Source organism: Pseudomonas sp. B7, assembly GCF_016735645.1.
Classification (GTDB): Bacteria; Pseudomonadota; Gammaproteobacteria; order Pseudomonadales; family Pseudomonadaceae; genus Aquipseudomonas; species Aquipseudomonas glycinae.
In genome coordinates this window covers 299,848-313,394 of the sequence record NZ_JAERRE010000001.1, presented here as the reverse complement: position 1 = coordinate 313,394, position 13,547 = coordinate 299,848, and the positions used below count along the sequence as shown (strand labels likewise).

The 13,547-nt window shown below is 60.5% G+C and carries 16 protein-coding genes; all 16 read left to right on the top strand.

What is annotated here, in order from left to right; all coding sequences use genetic code 11:
• Positions 1 to 26 precede the first annotated feature (26 nt).
• The gene (fabD, locus tag JKA62_RS01555) at positions 27 to 965 is read left to right on the top strand and encodes an ACP S-malonyltransferase (protein ID WP_011335436.1); all 939 of its coding nucleotides are present in this window, start codon (positions 27 to 29) and stop codon (positions 963 to 965) included.
• 16 nt (positions 966 to 981) lie between these two features.
• The gene (fabG, locus tag JKA62_RS01550; protein WP_007950790.1) at positions 982 to 1,725 is read left to right on the top strand and encodes a 3-oxoacyl-ACP reductase FabG; all 744 of its coding nucleotides are present in this window, start codon (positions 982 to 984) and stop codon (positions 1,723 to 1,725) included.
• A 196-nt stretch (positions 1,726 to 1,921) separates the two neighbouring features.
• A complete protein-coding gene (gene acpP, locus JKA62_RS01545) occupies positions 1,922 to 2,158 on the top strand; it encodes an acyl carrier protein (RefSeq protein WP_003175607.1) in 237 nt (78 codons plus the stop codon).
• 108 nt (positions 2,159 to 2,266) lie between these two features.
• Positions 2,267 to 3,511 carry a beta-ketoacyl-ACP synthase II gene (fabF, locus tag JKA62_RS01540; protein ID WP_041475396.1) on the top strand — a complete coding sequence of 415 codons (1,245 nt, stop codon included), beginning with the start codon at positions 2,267 to 2,269 and terminating at the stop codon, positions 3,509 to 3,511.
• A complete protein-coding gene (pabC, locus tag JKA62_RS01535) occupies positions 3,511 to 4,326 on the top strand; it encodes an aminodeoxychorismate lyase (protein ID WP_011335434.1) in 816 nt (271 codons plus the stop codon). Before fabF ends, pabC begins: the two co-directional genes overlap by 1 nt.
• 3 nt (positions 4,327 to 4,329) lie before the next feature.
• A complete protein-coding gene (gene mltG / locus JKA62_RS01530) occupies positions 4,330 to 5,511 on the top strand; it encodes an endolytic transglycosylase MltG (protein WP_201815902.1) in 1,182 nt (393 codons plus the stop codon).
• A 19-nt stretch (positions 5,512 to 5,530) separates the two neighbouring features.
• The gene (gene tmk / locus JKA62_RS01525) at positions 5,531 to 6,163 is read left to right on the top strand and encodes a dTMP kinase (RefSeq protein ID WP_011335432.1); all 633 of its coding nucleotides are present in this window, start codon (positions 5,531 to 5,533) and stop codon (positions 6,161 to 6,163) included.
• Positions 6,156 to 7,139, top strand: coding sequence for a DNA polymerase III subunit delta' (locus JKA62_RS01520; RefSeq protein ID WP_201815900.1), 984 nt, complete (start codon positions 6,156 to 6,158; stop codon positions 7,137 to 7,139). Before tmk ends, JKA62_RS01520 begins: the two co-directional genes overlap by 8 nt.
• 42 nt (positions 7,140 to 7,181) lie before the next feature.
• Positions 7,182 to 7,538, top strand: a complete 357-nt coding sequence (locus JKA62_RS01515) for a PilZ domain-containing protein (protein ID WP_011335430.1) — start codon at positions 7,182 to 7,184, stop codon at positions 7,536 to 7,538.
• A 15-nt stretch (positions 7,539 to 7,553) separates the two neighbouring features.
• Positions 7,554 to 8,339 carry a TatD family hydrolase gene (locus JKA62_RS01510; RefSeq protein ID WP_201815898.1) on the top strand — a complete coding sequence of 262 codons (786 nt, stop codon included), beginning with the start codon at positions 7,554 to 7,556 and terminating at the stop codon, positions 8,337 to 8,339.
• Between the two features lie 341 nt (positions 8,340 to 8,680).
• A complete protein-coding gene (locus JKA62_RS01505; protein ID WP_201815896.1) occupies positions 8,681 to 9,319 on the top strand; it encodes a TetR/AcrR family transcriptional regulator in 639 nt (212 codons plus the stop codon).
• Positions 9,320 to 9,457: 138 nt separating this feature from the next.
• A complete protein-coding gene (locus tag JKA62_RS01500; RefSeq protein WP_102686506.1) occupies positions 9,458 to 10,426 on the top strand; it encodes a GTP 3',8-cyclase MoaA in 969 nt (322 codons plus the stop codon).
• A 122-nt stretch (positions 10,427 to 10,548) separates the two neighbouring features.
• On the top strand, positions 10,549 to 11,154 hold the full coding sequence (locus tag JKA62_RS01495) for a DUF4823 domain-containing protein (protein WP_007950810.1): 606 nt from the start codon (positions 10,549 to 10,551) through the stop codon (positions 11,152 to 11,154).
• A gap of 15 nt (positions 11,155 to 11,169) precedes the next feature.
• Positions 11,170 to 11,730 (top strand): DUF1285 domain-containing protein, encoded by a 561-nt coding sequence (locus JKA62_RS01490; protein WP_201815894.1) that lies wholly within the window; start codon positions 11,170 to 11,172, stop codon positions 11,728 to 11,730.
• A 101-nt stretch (positions 11,731 to 11,831) separates the two neighbouring features.
• On the top strand, positions 11,832 to 12,548 hold the full coding sequence (locus JKA62_RS01485; RefSeq protein WP_064383471.1) for a FadR/GntR family transcriptional regulator: 717 nt from the start codon (positions 11,832 to 11,834) through the stop codon (positions 12,546 to 12,548).
• A gap of 25 nt (positions 12,549 to 12,573) precedes the next feature.
• Entirely contained in the window at positions 12,574 to 13,449 is an 876-nt protein-coding gene (locus JKA62_RS01480) for an SMP-30/gluconolactonase/LRE family protein (RefSeq protein WP_201815886.1), read from the top strand.
• Positions 13,450 to 13,547: the final 98 nt, after the last annotated feature.

The following is a 13,547-nucleotide window of genomic DNA, read 5'->3' as shown; positions in this document are numbered from 1 at the left end:
CGACAAGATCATTAGGGGCTTGTTACATGTCTGCTTCCCTCGCATTCGTCTTTCCAGGACAGGGTTCGCAGTCCCTCGGCATGCTGGCCGAGCTGGGCGCGCAACATCCACTGATCCTCGAAACCTTCAAAGAAGCATCCGATGCTCTGGGCTATGACCTGTGGGCGCTGACCCAGCAGGGTCCGGAAGAGCTGCTCAATCAAACCGACAAAACCCAGCCGGCCATTCTGACCGCTTCGGTCGCCTTGTGGCGTCTGTGGCTGGCGGAAGGTGGCGCGCGTCCGGCCTTCGTTGCCGGTCACAGCCTGGGTGAATACAGCGCGCTGGTCGCTGCCGGCAGTCTGAGCCTGGCTGACGCGGTAAAACTCGTCGAGCGCCGTGGCCAGTTGATGCAGGAAGCCGTTCCGGCCGGTCAGGGCGGCATGGCTGCCATCCTCGGTCTGGAAGATGCCGACGTGCTGGCGGCCTGTGCTGAAGCGGCGCAAGGCGAAGTGGTCAGTGCGGTGAACTTCAACTCCCCGGGCCAGGTGGTGATCGCCGGTGCCAAGGCAGCCGTTGAGCGCGCCATCGAAGGCTGCAAGGCCCGTGGCGCCAAGCGTGCCATGCCGCTGCCGGTCAGCGTGCCGTCGCACTGTGAACTGATGCGCCCGGCTGCCGAGCGTTTCGCCGAGTCCATCGCTGCCATCGACTGGCAGGCGCCGCAGATCCCGGTGGTACAGAACGTAAGCGCCCAGGTGCCGGCGGATCTGGAAACCCTCAAGCGTGATCTGCTGGAGCAGCTTTACAAGCCGGTCCGCTGGGTTGAGTCCGTACAGACCCTGGCCGCCAAAGGCGCGACCAATCTGGTCGAGTGCGGCCCTGGCAAGGTGCTGGCCGGTCTGAACAAACGTTGCGCCGAAGGCGTTTCGACTTCCAACCTCAATACCCCAGACGCTTTCGCTGCTGCTCGCGCAGCGGCTGTCTGAATCAGGAGAAGCTTGCATGAGTCTGCAAGGTAAAGTTGCACTGGTCACCGGCGCAAGCCGTGGCATCGGCCAGGCTATCGCACTGGAACTGGGTCGTCAGGGCGCCATTGTTGTTGGCACCGCGACTTCCGCTTCGGGCGCCGAGCGCATTGCTGCGACCCTGAAGGAAAACGGCATACAGGGCGCAGGTTTCGAACTGAACGTCACCAGCGACGAATCGGTTACCAAAGTGCTGGCGAGCATCCAGGAGCAATTCGGTGCGCCGGTGGCGATTCTGGTCAACAATGCCGGCATCACCCGCGATAACCTGATGATGCGCATGAAAGACGACGAGTGGTACGACGTGATCGATACCAACCTGAACAGTCTGTATCGCCTGTCCAAGGGCGTTCTGCGCGGCATGACCAAGGCGCGTTGGGGCCGAATTATCAGTATTGGCTCGGTGGTGGGTGCCATGGGCAACGCTGGCCAAGTAAACTATGCAGCCGCCAAGGCCGGTCTGGAAGGTTTCAGCCGTGCCATGGCGCGTGAAGTCGGTTCGCGTTCGATTACGGTCAACTCGGTAACCCCAGGGTTCATCGACACCGATATGACTCGCGAGCTGCCTGAAGCACAGCGTGAAGCCTTGCAGACGCAGATTCCGCTGGGTCGTCTGGGACAAGCTCAAGAGATCGCGTCCGTGGTCGCTTTTCTTGCATCCGACGGTGCGGCATACGTGACCGGGGCTACAATCCCGGTTAACGGCGGGATGTACATGTAATTCAAATGTGACGGATTGCTTCAAAAAAATGTCATACGAGCTGTCTAAAATCCGTTATAAAGCTGCAATCTATTTATAGGCAGAGGGCCGCAGGGTTTGAGGAGTGAAGCTTTCAGTTGAAAAGCTGAAAAGTCTTTCTATACACTTACCCACTGGCCAGCTGCCTGAATTTGTCCATTAGGAGTGAAAACAAGGTATGAGCACCATCGAAGAGCGCGTCAAGAAAATCGTTGCCGAGCAACTGGGTGTTAAAGAAGAAGAAGTGGTCAACACCGCTTCCTTCGTAGAAGACCTGGGTGCCGACTCCCTTGACACCGTTGAGCTGGTGATGGCTCTGGAAGAGGAATTCGAGACCGAAATCCCTGACGAAGAAGCTGAGAAGATCACTACTGTACAAGCTGCAATCGACTACGTTACTAGCCACCAGGCGTAATAGTTTGTAATCGTTGCTTGCTGTCATGGAAAAACCGCACTGCCATCATGGCGTGCGGTTTTTTCTTTAGGCCTGATGCAAAGTCGTCATTTGAAAAAGGAGAGTGCTGTGTCGCGTAGACGCGTCGTAGTCACCGGTATGGGTATGTTGTCGCCACTGGGCACGGATGTGCCGAGCAGTTGGCAGGGCATTCTGGCTGGCCGCAGTGGCATTGGTCTGATCGAACACACCGACCTTTCTGCCTATTCCACCCGCTTTGGCGGCTCGGTAAAGGGCTTCAATGTCGAGGAATACCTGTCGGTCAAGGAAGCGCGCAAGCTCGACCTGTTCATTCAGTACGGTCTGGCGGCCGGCTTTCAAGCCGTACGCAATGCCGGTCTGGAAGTCACCGATGCCAACCGTGAACGCATCGGCGTGGCCATGGGGTCGGGTATCGGCGGTCTGACCAACATCGAAGAAACCAGCCGCACCCTGCACGAGACTGGCCCACGCCGGATTTCTCCGTTCTTTGTGCCTGGCTCGATCATCAATATGATTTCCGGTTTCCTGTCCATCCACCTGGGTGCACAGGGGCCTAACTATGCCATCGCCACGGCGTGTACCACCGGTACGCACTGCATCGGCATGGCGGCGCGCAACATCATGTACGACGAAGCCGACGTGATGATTGCCGGCGGTGCCGAGATGGCCGCGTGCGGTCTGGGCATGGGCGGCTTCGGTGCTTCCCGTGCGCTGTCGACCCGCAACGACGAGCCGACCCGCGCCAGCCGTCCGTGGGACAAGGGCCGTGACGGCTTCGTGCTGTCCGACGGCGCCGGTGCGCTGGTGCTCGAAGAGCTCGAGCACGCCAAGGCCCGTGGCGCGACCATCTACGCCGAGCTGATCGGTTTCGGCACCAGTGGCGACGCCTTCCACATGACTTCGCCACCCGCCGACGGCGCCGGTGCTGCACGCTGCATCACCAACGCGCTGCGCGATGCGAAGATCAACGTCGATCAAGTTCAATACATCAACGCCCACGGCACTTCGACCCCGGCCGGCGACCTTGCCGAAGCCAACGCGATCAAGTCGGTGTTCGGTGATCACGCCTACAAACTGGCAGTCAGCTCCACCAAGTCCATGACCGGTCACCTGCTGGGTGCGGCGGGCGCGGTCGAGGCGATCTTCAGCGTCCTGGCGATCAACAGCCAGGTGGCGCCACCGACCATCAACCTCGAAGAGCCGGACGAAGGCTGCGACCTCGATTTCGTGCCGCACACCGCGCGCAATATGGATATCGATGTCGTGCTGTCCAACTCGTTCGGGTTTGGCGGCACCAACGGCACGCTGGCGTTCCGTCGGTTCGCCGGCTGATGGACTGCTGGGTCGACGGTCTGCCGGCTGACGCTCTGTCGCTGAAAGATCGCGGCCTGGCTTACGGCGACGGTCTGTTCGAGACCATCGCCGTGCGAGGTGGCCAGCCATTGCTGCTGGATCGGCATCTGACGCGTCTGGCCGACGGCTGTGCACGTCTGGCCATTGCCGCCGACATCGAGCGGGTTCGCCATGAGCTGCAATCCTATGCCGCCGCGATGGGTGAGGGCGTGCTCAAACTCATCCTCACCCGTGGCGACGGATTGCGCGGTTATGCACCGGATCCTTCGGCGCAGGGCCGACGCATTCTGCAAGGCAATCCTCCCGCCGCTTACCCGGCTGCCTACGCCGAGCAGGGCGTTCGCCTTTTCCCGTGCAGCACGCGTTTGTCGATTCAGCCGTTGCTTGCCGGGCTCAAACACCTCAATCGACTGGAGCAGGTCATTGCCCGCGCCGAATGGCAGGACAGTGAGCATGCCGAAGGTTTGATGCTCGACCAGGCCGGTCGGGTAATCGAAGGTGTGTTCAGCAATCTGTTTCTGGTGCGTGACGGTGTGCTGATCACGGCGGACCTGAAACGCTGCGGCGTAGCCGGTGTGATGCGCGCAGAAATATTGTTTCAGGCCAAGTCCCTGGGCATTCCCGTACAAATCACCGACATCCCCCTCGAACAGCTGCAATGGGCCGATGAAGTCTTTGTCTGCAATAGCGTGTATGGCGTCTGGCCGGTACGCGCCTGTGCTGCTCTGAGCTGGCCGGTTGGCCCGCTCACCCGTAAACTGCAAACCATTGCCCGCGCGCTACTGGATGCCTGATTCGTGAGACGTAAACTTTTGCTGCTGCTGGAAACCGGACTGGTTCTGGCAGGGCTGCTGTTGGGCGCCAGCGCCTGGAAGATTCATTCGGCACTGGAACAGCCCCTGAACATCACGCAGGAAGAACTGCTGGATGTGCCCAAGGGATCCACCCCGACCCGTACTTTTCTTGGACTTGAAGCCGATGGCGTCATCAAGGACGCGTTCTGGCTGCGGGTCTACTGGCGTTTCAATCTGGCCGGCACGCCGATTCACAGTGGTGAATACCGCATGCAGCCGGGCATGACCGTCAACGGCCTGATCGACCTGTGGAAGCGCGGCGATGTGGTTCAGTACAGCCTGACCCTGGTCGAAGGCTGGAATTTCCATCAAGTGCGCGCCGCGCTGGCCAAAGATGAAAAGATCGAGCAGACCCTCAACGGTCTGAGCGACAGTGATGTGATGGCCAAAATCGGTCACAAGGGCCTGTTCCCTGAAGGGCGCTTCTTCCCCGACACCTACCGCTTCGTGCGCGGTGTGACCGATACCGAACTGCTGAAAAAAGCCTTTGATCGCCTTGACGAAGTGCTGGCCAAGGAGTGGGAGAAACGCTCCGCCGACGTGCCTTACACCGAGCCTTATCAGGCGCTGATCATGGCGTCGCTGGTGGAGAAAGAAACCGGCGTGCCTCAAGAACGTGGCCAGATTGCCGGCGTCTTCGTGCGCCGAATGGCGTTGGGCATGCAGTTGCAGACCGATCCGACGGTGATCTACGGCCTGGGCGACCGCTACAACGGCAAACTGACCCGCGCCCACCTCAAGGAAGCCACGCCGTACAACACCTACATGATTCCCGGCCTGCCGCCGACGCCGATCGCCATGGTCGGACGTGAAGCCATTCACGCGGCTCTCAACCCGGTGGATGGCACCAGCCTCTACTTCGTGGCCCGTGGCGATGGCAGCCACGTGTTCTCCGATGACCTGGACGCGCACAACAACGCGGTGCGCGAATACCAGCTCAAGCGGCGCGCGGATTACCGCTCCAGCCCGGCGCCGACGACTGCGCCCGACGCCGCTCCGGCAGCCGAGGAGGCGATTCCTGCCGCCTCGCCCGATACCGCACCGGAATCGTTGCCGCAGCCGCCTGCTCAAGCGCCTGCGCCGACGCCGGAACCGGAAGCCTCCGATCCCCAAAACACGCAATGACTTTGATTAAGGACTGCCTGTGACTGGCTTGTTTATTACCCTGGAAGGCCCGGAAGGCGCCGGCAAAAGCACCAACCGCGAATACCTCGCCGAGCGCCTGCGCGCCGCCGGTATCGAAGTGGTGCTGACCCGCGAGCCCGGCGGTACACCGCTGGCCGAGCGCATTCGTGAGGTGTTGCTGGCCCCGGTCGACGAAGTGATGAACCCGGACACCGAGCTGCTGCTGGTGTTCGCCGCCCGTGCCCAGCATCTGGCCGAAGTCATTCGCCCGGCACTGGCCCGTGGTGCGGTGGTGCTGTGTGACCGTTTCACCGATTCGACTTATGCCTATCAGGGTGGCGGTCGCGGTTTGTCGCTGGAGCGCATCGCGGCGCTTGAGACTTTCGTGCAGGGCGACCTGCGTCCCGACCTGACGCTGATTTTCGATCTGCCGGTGGAAATCGGCCTGGCCCGCGCAAGTGCCCGAGGTCGTCTGGATCGTTTCGAGCTGGAAGGCCGTGAGTTTTTCGAGGCCGTGCGCAATGCGTTCCTCAAGCGTGCCGAAGACGATCCGGCGCGTTACGTGCGGATCGACGCCGGTCAGCCGTTGGTCAAGGTTCAACAATCACTGGATACCCTGATTCCGAATTTGCTGGAGCTGAGCCGTGGCTGAGGCCTATCCGTGGCAGGACAGCCTCTGGCAGCAACTGGCGGGGCGCACTCAGCATGCCCACGCTTATCTGCTGCACGGCCCGGCCGGGATCGGCAAGCGCGCGCTGGCCGAGCGGCTGATGGCCAGCCTGCTGTGCCAGCGTCCGACGCCTGAAGCCTGCGGCGAATGCAAATCCTGCCTGCTGCTCAAGGCCGGCAGCCATCCGGACAATTACATCCTCGAACCGGAAGAAGCGGACAAGGCGATCAAGGTCGACCAGGTGCGCGATCTGGTCAGTTTCGTGGTGCAGACCGCGCAACTGGGCGGGCGCAAGGTGGTGCTGATCGAGCCGGTGGAGTCGATGAACATCAACGCCGCCAACGCCTTGCTCAAGAGCCTTGAAGAGCCGTCCGGCGATACCGTGCTGTTGCTGGTCAGCCACCAGCCGAGCCGGTTGTTGCCGACCATCAAGAGCCGCTGCGTGCAACAGGCCTGTCCGCTGCCGAGCGAATCCGTGAGCCTGCAATGGCTGGCTCAGGCACTGCCGGAATGTTCCGAAGACGAACGTGTCGAACTGCTGACCCTGGCCGCCGGCTCGCCGTTGGCCGCCGTCACGTTGCAGGGGCAGGGCGTACGTGAACAGCGCGCGCAGGTGGTGGAAGGCGTGAAGAAGCTGCTCAAGCAGCAGCAATCGCCGACGCAACTGGCCGAGGAGTGGAAAAACATTCCGATGCTGCGGCTGTTCGACTGGTTCTGCGACTGGTCGAGCCTGATCCTGCGCTATCAATTGACCCAGGATGAAGCAGGCCTCGGTCTGACCGACATGCGCAAGGTCGTGCAGTACCTGGCGCAGAAAAGTGCCCAGCCTAAAGTGCTGGATATTCAGGACTGGATTCTCGCTCAGCGCCAGAAAGTCCTGAGCAAGGCCAACCTCAATGCGGCGTTGCTGCTGGAAGCATTGCTGGTGCAATGGGCGAGCTTGCCTGGCCAAAGATAAGAATGTGTACCTAGACTCTGAACGTCAGCAGTGGAGGTCAGCATGAATGAACCTGTCAGCCCGGGGCCGCGCAACGGCATCTTGTCCCTGACCATCAAGGACAAGTCGGTCCTTTACGCCGCCTACATGCCGTTCATCAAGAACGGTGGCCTGTTCATCCCGACCAACAAGAGCTACAAGTTGGGCGACGAGGTGTTCATGCTGCTGAACCTGATGGACGAGTCGGAGAAGATTCCGGTGGCCGGCAAAGTGGCCTGGATCACCCCCAAAGGCGCCCAGGGCAACCGCGCGGCCGGCGTCGGCGTGCAATTCAACGATGGCGACAACACTGCGCGCAGTCGCATCGAAACTCATCTGGCCGGAGCCCTGAAATCCGACCGTCCCACTCATACGATGTAAGTTGCAGTCCTTTTTATGCTCGTAGATTCCCATTGTCATCTTGATCGCCTCGACCTCGCTGCTCACGACGGTTCCCTGGATGCCGCGCTGGATGCGGCCCGCGAACGCGGCGTCGGGCATTTCCTGTGCATCGGCGTCAGCGCCGACAACGCGGCCGATGTCAAAGCCTTGGCCGAGCGTTACGACGACGTCGATTGCTCGGTCGGCGTGCATCCGCTGGATGTGCAGCCGGGCGCGGCGCCGGCGCTGGACTGGCTGCTGCACGAGCTCAATCACCCGAAAGTGGTAGCGATCGGTGAAACCGGTCTGGACTATCACTATGAGCCGGAAGCCGCCGAGCTGCAGCAGGAATCGTTCCGATTGCACCTGCAAGCTGCGCAGCAGACCGGCAAACCGGTGATCATCCACACCCGTGGCGCCCGCGCCGACACACTCGAACTTTTGCGCGAAGCCGCGTTGCCTCAGGCGGGTGTGCTGCATTGCTTCACCGAAGACTGGGACATGGCCAAGGTGGCACTGGACATGGGTTATTACATTTCCCTGTCGGGCATCGTCACCTTCCGCAACGCCGATGCGTTGCGCGATGTGGCGAGCAAGGTTCCGGCCGATCGGCTGCTGGTTGAGACCGATTCGCCGTACCTGGCGCCGATCCCGTATCGCGGCAAACCGAACCTGCCGCAATACGTGCGGGAAGTGGCAGAGTTTCTGGCGATGCTGCGCGGCGAGAACTACGAGCGTTTTGCCGAGCAGACCACCGAGAACTTCAAGCGACTGTTTCCGCTGGCGCATGTAAAAGCCTGAATCGCAGGCAAAAAAAACCCGGGTTCTGGGGGGTGAATCCGGGTTAAGACCATTAGGAGTAAAACAAAGGCACGCGGTCCCTTGGTACCTTTACCGGCGCGACACTTGGGGGAGATGTCGCCCGACAGTTCAAGTATTGATCAGTCTGGCGCCGAGTCCAGTTGGCCGGCCGGGGTTTTTAAACAAATTTGGAATACGTTCGCTTCGGTTATGTTCTCATTCCCCCCGAAACGTTCGTGAAATGAACAAGAAACACAGATATGGTCGGATGATCCGTGCATTTTTGCGCAAGTTAGGCATAATACGCGGCTTCGAATTTTGACCCCTACAGACCTTTTCTTATGCACAAAGAACCTCGTAAGGTCCGTGAGTTTCGTCGCCGCGAGCAAGAAATTCTCGATACCGCGCTCAAGCTGTTCCTCGAACAAGGTGAAGACAGTGTCACCGTCGAGATGATTGCTGATGCCGTGGGTATCGGCAAAGGCACGATCTACAAGCATTTCAAGTCCAAGGCCGAGATCTATCTGCGCCTGATGCTCGATTACGAGCGCGACTTGAACGAGCTGTTGCACTCGGCCGATGTCGACAAGGACAAGGAAGCGCTGTCCCGTGCCTACTTTGAATTCCGCATGCGCGACCCGCAGCGCTATCGGCTGTTCGATCGCCTGGAAGAGAAGGTGGTCAAGGGCAATCAGGTCCCTGAGATGGTCGAGGAGCTGCACAAGATCCGTGCCTCGAACTTTGAACGCCTGACCCTGCTCATCAAGGGCCGCATCAGCGAAGGCAAGCTCGAAGACGTGCCGCCATATTTCCACTACTGCGCATCCTGGGCGCTGGTGCACGGCGCGGTGGCGCTGTATCACTCGCCGTTCTGGAGCAATGTGCTGGAAGATCAGGAAGGTTTCTTCCAGTTCCTGATGGATATCGGCGTGCGCATGGGCAACAAGCGCAAGCGCGACCCTGAAACGCCAAGCGGCTGAATCATTCAGTCGCCTTATGCGCCGTGTTTTTCGCTACATGGCGCAGTACCGAAGGAATATACTCAGGCATAGGGCTTGCTAAAACTTGAATTGTGAGTCAAGTTTTAGCCGCTCGATTTTCCATCGCCGGAGTGCTTCATGATCGTTGACCGTCAAGGCAGGCGTTTTCGCAATTTGCGGATCAGTCTGACTTCAGCCTGCAATTACGCCTGTACCTACTGCGTGCCCAACGGCAAGCGGCTGGTGGCTGCGCAGGATGAACTGTCGGCCGAGGCCATGGCGCGCGGCGTGGCTTATCTGATCGAAGCCGCCGGCATCGAGCGCCTGCGCATCACTGGTGGCGAGCCGCTGGTCAGTCCCAAACTCGAATCGTTCATGAGCGCCGTCGGCAAGATGGGGCTGGAAGACATCAGCCTGACCACCAACGGCCAGCTCCTGGCGAAAAAACTCCCGTTGCTGGTTGATGCCGGCCTGCGACGCCTCAACGTTTCCCTCGATACTCTGGACGCCGGCGCGTTCCGCAGCATCGCCCGTGGCGGCGATCTGGCCACCGTGCTGGATGGCATGGATCAGGCCGCAGCGGCGGGGATGAAGATCAAGGTCAACATGGTGCCGTTGCGCGGGCAGAACCTCGACCAGGTGATGCCGTTGCTCGATTACTGCCTTGAACGCGGCTTTGAACTGCGCTTCATCGAGCTGATGCGCATGGGCCACCTGGCCACTGATTCCAACGCCTTCCTGCAGCAGTTCGTCAGCCTGCAACAGCTGCTGAGCCTGATCGGTGAACATTACGAGTACGCGCAAACCGATGCGCCAGTGGATGCCACGGCAGTTCGCTATGCGATTCCCGGTCGGGGCAACTTCGGCGTGATCGCCAACGAAAGCGTACCGTTCTGCCGAACCTGCTCGCGCCTGCGCCTGTCCTCCACCGGATGGCTGCATGGCTGCCTGTCGTCGAGCAATCGCCACTACGTCGGTGACCTGCTCGACAAGCCGCGTCATGAGGCGCTGCCAGCGTTGCAACGGCTGCTGGTCAAGGCGCTGGGCGACAAGCAGGAAGTCGCGTTCTCCGGCGGCGCCACCGTCATGAAGATCATCGGCGGCTGAACCCGGTTTAGCCACGAAGTCTTATTTCAAAGCGGATACCTGCACATTTCCAAGGACTGGCGCAAAAGCTGCATCCTACGGCCATTCGCCGGTTTTCCGTCACCGGCTTCTGGAGGATTAGGATGCGTAGCCTGGTTTTGCTGCTGGCCGTTTTGGCGCTGGGCGGCTGTATGACTGTCAGTGACATGGCCGAAGGGACTCGCTACCAGATGAGCGACGCGGGTCTGCTGGACCACAGCGATAGCCGTCGCGTAAACAATTTCCGCATTCAACCGGATTCGTTCATCTACATCGCGCAAGGTTCGTTCGCGCCGCCGGGTGGTTCTTACCCGCGTCCCAACGTGGTGGCCGAAGAGGCCTTCAAAGGCTTCGTCGAATATTTCCCGATGGTCCGCCGCGCCCGTGCGCCGGAAGGCCTGGACCAGGCGATGGGCGAAGCCCGCGACGCCGGTGCCCACTACCTGCTGTACACCCGTTTCGCCAAGGCCGACGACCGCATCGGCAACTCCGATGAGTGGCTGGATCAGGAAGCCGTGGATCGCCTCGGTATCGACGGCGGCGTGATTCAGATCATGTTGATCGAGACCAGCACCCAGTATTTGATTGATACTGCACGGATCAAGAGTCGTGGCGGTTTACTGACGTTCCACGACAACAAACCCGAAGACCTGATCGGCCCTCCACTGGCGCAGTACGCGCGCAGTTTGCTGGGCGTCGGGGACCAGTAATTCAAGGAGTACGCCATGAGTGGCCCGCAAAAAGCCAATGACCTGCTGGGGCAAATCCCCAAAACCAAAGGCTTGCCGCCGGTGCACTTGTGGAACCCGGATTTCTGCGGCGACATCGACATGCGCATCGCCCGTGATGGCACCTGGTATTACCTGGGCACGCCGATCGGGCGCAAGCCGATGGTCAAGCTGTTCTCCACGATCATCCGCCGCGACGGCGATGACTACTTTCTGATTACTCCAGTGGAGAAAGTCGGAATCAAGGTCGATGACGCGCCCTTCGTGGCGATTGCCGTCGAGGTGGAAGGCGAGGGTGAGGCGCAACTGCTGCGCTTTACCACCAATGTCGATGAAATCACCGAGGCCGGCGCGGAACATCCGATCCGCGTCGAGATCGACCCGGTCACTCAAGAACCTGCGCCTTACGTGCATGTCCGCACCAACCTCGAAGCGCTGATCCACCGCAACGTGTTCTACCAATTGGTCGAGCTTGCAGTCAGCCGTGAAATCGAAGGTCAACGCTGGCTCGGCGTCTGGAGCGGCGGCGAGTTCTTCCGCATCGGCCTCGAACCATAAAAAACCGCAGTCTGTGAAAGCAGGCTGCGGTTTTTTGTCGTTGACTCTCAATCGTATGATGATTAGCGTAGGCACCCACAGCGAATCGCTTCGGGGTGTCCATGTCGAGCAGTTTTCACGCATCAACGGTTGACTGGCTGGGCGCCTGGATTGCTGCCGGCCAGGTGAAGCCGGGGCAGGCGATCAAGGTCGAGGCCGATCTGGGCGAGCAGCTCGGGGTCAGCCGCACCGTGATCCGCGAAGCCATCAAGACTCTGGTCGCCAAAGGCATGCTCGAAGTCGGGCCGAAAGTCGGCACGCGGGTGCTGCCGATCAAGCGCTGGAACCTGTTCGATCCGCAAGTCGTGGGCTGGCTGTCACGCAGCGGCCTGCCGGAAAATTTCGTCGATGACCTGCTCGACCTGCGCCGCACCATCGAACCGATGGCGGTGCGCTGGGCCTGCGAGCGGGCGACCGTTGAACAGGTGCAAGCCGTGCGGCAGGCCTACAACGCGCTGGAACGGGCGGTCGACAGCGGCATCGATTACAACCGCGCCGACCAGTTCTTCCACGAATGCATTCTCGCCGCCAGCCACAATCAATTCATCGAGCAAATGGTGCCGGCCCTCGGTGCGCTGCTCGCCGTGTCCTTCGAAGTCTCGGCGGCCGATCCCGACGAATTGCGCCGCACACTGCCTATCCATAAAGACATGGCCGATGCCATCGCCGCCCGGGATGCCGCGCGGGGGGTGTGGGCCTGCATGACCCTGATCGACAATGCCGACCTGGCCATCAAGCGGTTCTACCCGCAGGTGATGGCCGACAAGAAAGCCAGCTGACAAAAACAACAAGACAGGAGGTTGCATGACGTGGACTGCGGTGACAGAGCATCGGGCGCAACTGGGCGAGGGCCCGTTCTGGGACGCACCGACCCAGGCACTGTACTGGGTCGACATTGCCGGCAGGCAGGCGCTGCGGCTGATCGGGCAGAACGTGCAGATCTGGCAGATGCCGGAGCACGTCTCGGCGTTCATTCCCTGCGCCAGCGGCGACGCACTGGTGACCCTGAGCAGCGGCGTATACCGGCTCGATCTCGATTCCCCCGGACTCGAGCCGCGACTGACGCTGTTCTGCATCGCCGATCCGCAACCGGGCAATCGCGCCAACGAAGCACGTTGTGATGGCCAGGGCCGTTTGTGGCTCGGCACCATGCAAAACAACATTGGCGAGCAGGGCGAGGATCTGCCGATCATCCGTCGTTCCGGCGGGCTGTTCCGGATTGATCCGGATAAAAGGGTCACACCCTTGTTACGGGGGCTGGGCATTCCCAACACGCTGCTCTGGAGCGACGACGGCACCACGCTGCTGTTCGGCGACAGCCTGGACAGCACCTTGTACCGCTATTTCATTCACACCGACGGCAACCTCGACACTGCCCAGCCTTGGTACAGCGCCGATCAGCACGGTGGCCCGGACGGTTCGGCGATGGACGCCGAAGGCTACGTGTGGAACGCCCGCTGGGACGGCAGCTGCCTGCTGCGCCTGACACCGGATGGCCAGATCGACCGCAGGATCGAACTGCCAATCAGCCGCCCGACCAGTTGCGTGTTCGGCGGTGCCGACCTGAAAACCCTGTACATCACCAGCGCTAAAAGTCCGCTGAACCACCCGCTGGACGGCGCCGTGCTGTCTTTGCGAGTGGACGTCGCCGGAAAGCTCTGTACGCGATTCGCTGGTTAAATCCCAAAATATGGGATGCAAAATTATATATTGAGATTATTTGGCGGTCGGGTTTATAGTCGGCTCCAGCAGTAACACGCACTCACACTTAAAAAGAA

Bases quoted from the DNA above. Each gene is read 5' to 3' on its own strand.
- fabD (WP_011335436.1), top strand. From the start codon at position 27: ATGTCTGCTTCCCTCGCATTCGTCTTTCCAGGACAGGGTTCGCAGTCC.
- fabG (WP_007950790.1), top strand. From the start codon at position 982: ATGAGTCTGCAAGGTAAAGTTGCACTGGTCACCGGCGCAAGCCGTGGC.
- acpP (WP_003175607.1), top strand. From the start codon at position 1,922: ATGAGCACCATCGAAGAGCGCGTCAAGAAAATCGTTGCCGAGCAACTG.
- pabC (WP_011335434.1), top strand. From the start codon at position 3,511: ATGGACTGCTGGGTCGACGGTCTGCCGGCTGACGCTCTGTCGCTGAAA.
- JKA62_RS01515 (WP_011335430.1), top strand. From the start codon at position 7,182: ATGAATGAACCTGTCAGCCCGGGGCCGCGCAACGGCATCTTGTCCCTG.
- JKA62_RS01510 (WP_201815898.1), top strand. From the start codon at position 7,554: ATGCTCGTAGATTCCCATTGTCATCTTGATCGCCTCGACCTCGCTGCT.
- JKA62_RS01505 (WP_201815896.1), top strand. From the start codon at position 8,681: ATGCACAAAGAACCTCGTAAGGTCCGTGAGTTTCGTCGCCGCGAGCAA.
- JKA62_RS01500 (WP_102686506.1), top strand. From the start codon at position 9,458: ATGATCGTTGACCGTCAAGGCAGGCGTTTTCGCAATTTGCGGATCAGT.
- JKA62_RS01495 (WP_007950810.1), top strand. From the start codon at position 10,549: ATGCGTAGCCTGGTTTTGCTGCTGGCCGTTTTGGCGCTGGGCGGCTGT.
- JKA62_RS01490 (WP_201815894.1), top strand. From the start codon at position 11,170: ATGAGTGGCCCGCAAAAAGCCAATGACCTGCTGGGGCAAATCCCCAAA.
- JKA62_RS01485 (WP_064383471.1), top strand. From the start codon at position 11,832: ATGTCGAGCAGTTTTCACGCATCAACGGTTGACTGGCTGGGCGCCTGG.
- JKA62_RS01480 (WP_201815886.1), top strand. From the start codon at position 12,574: ATGACGTGGACTGCGGTGACAGAGCATCGGGCGCAACTGGGCGAGGGC.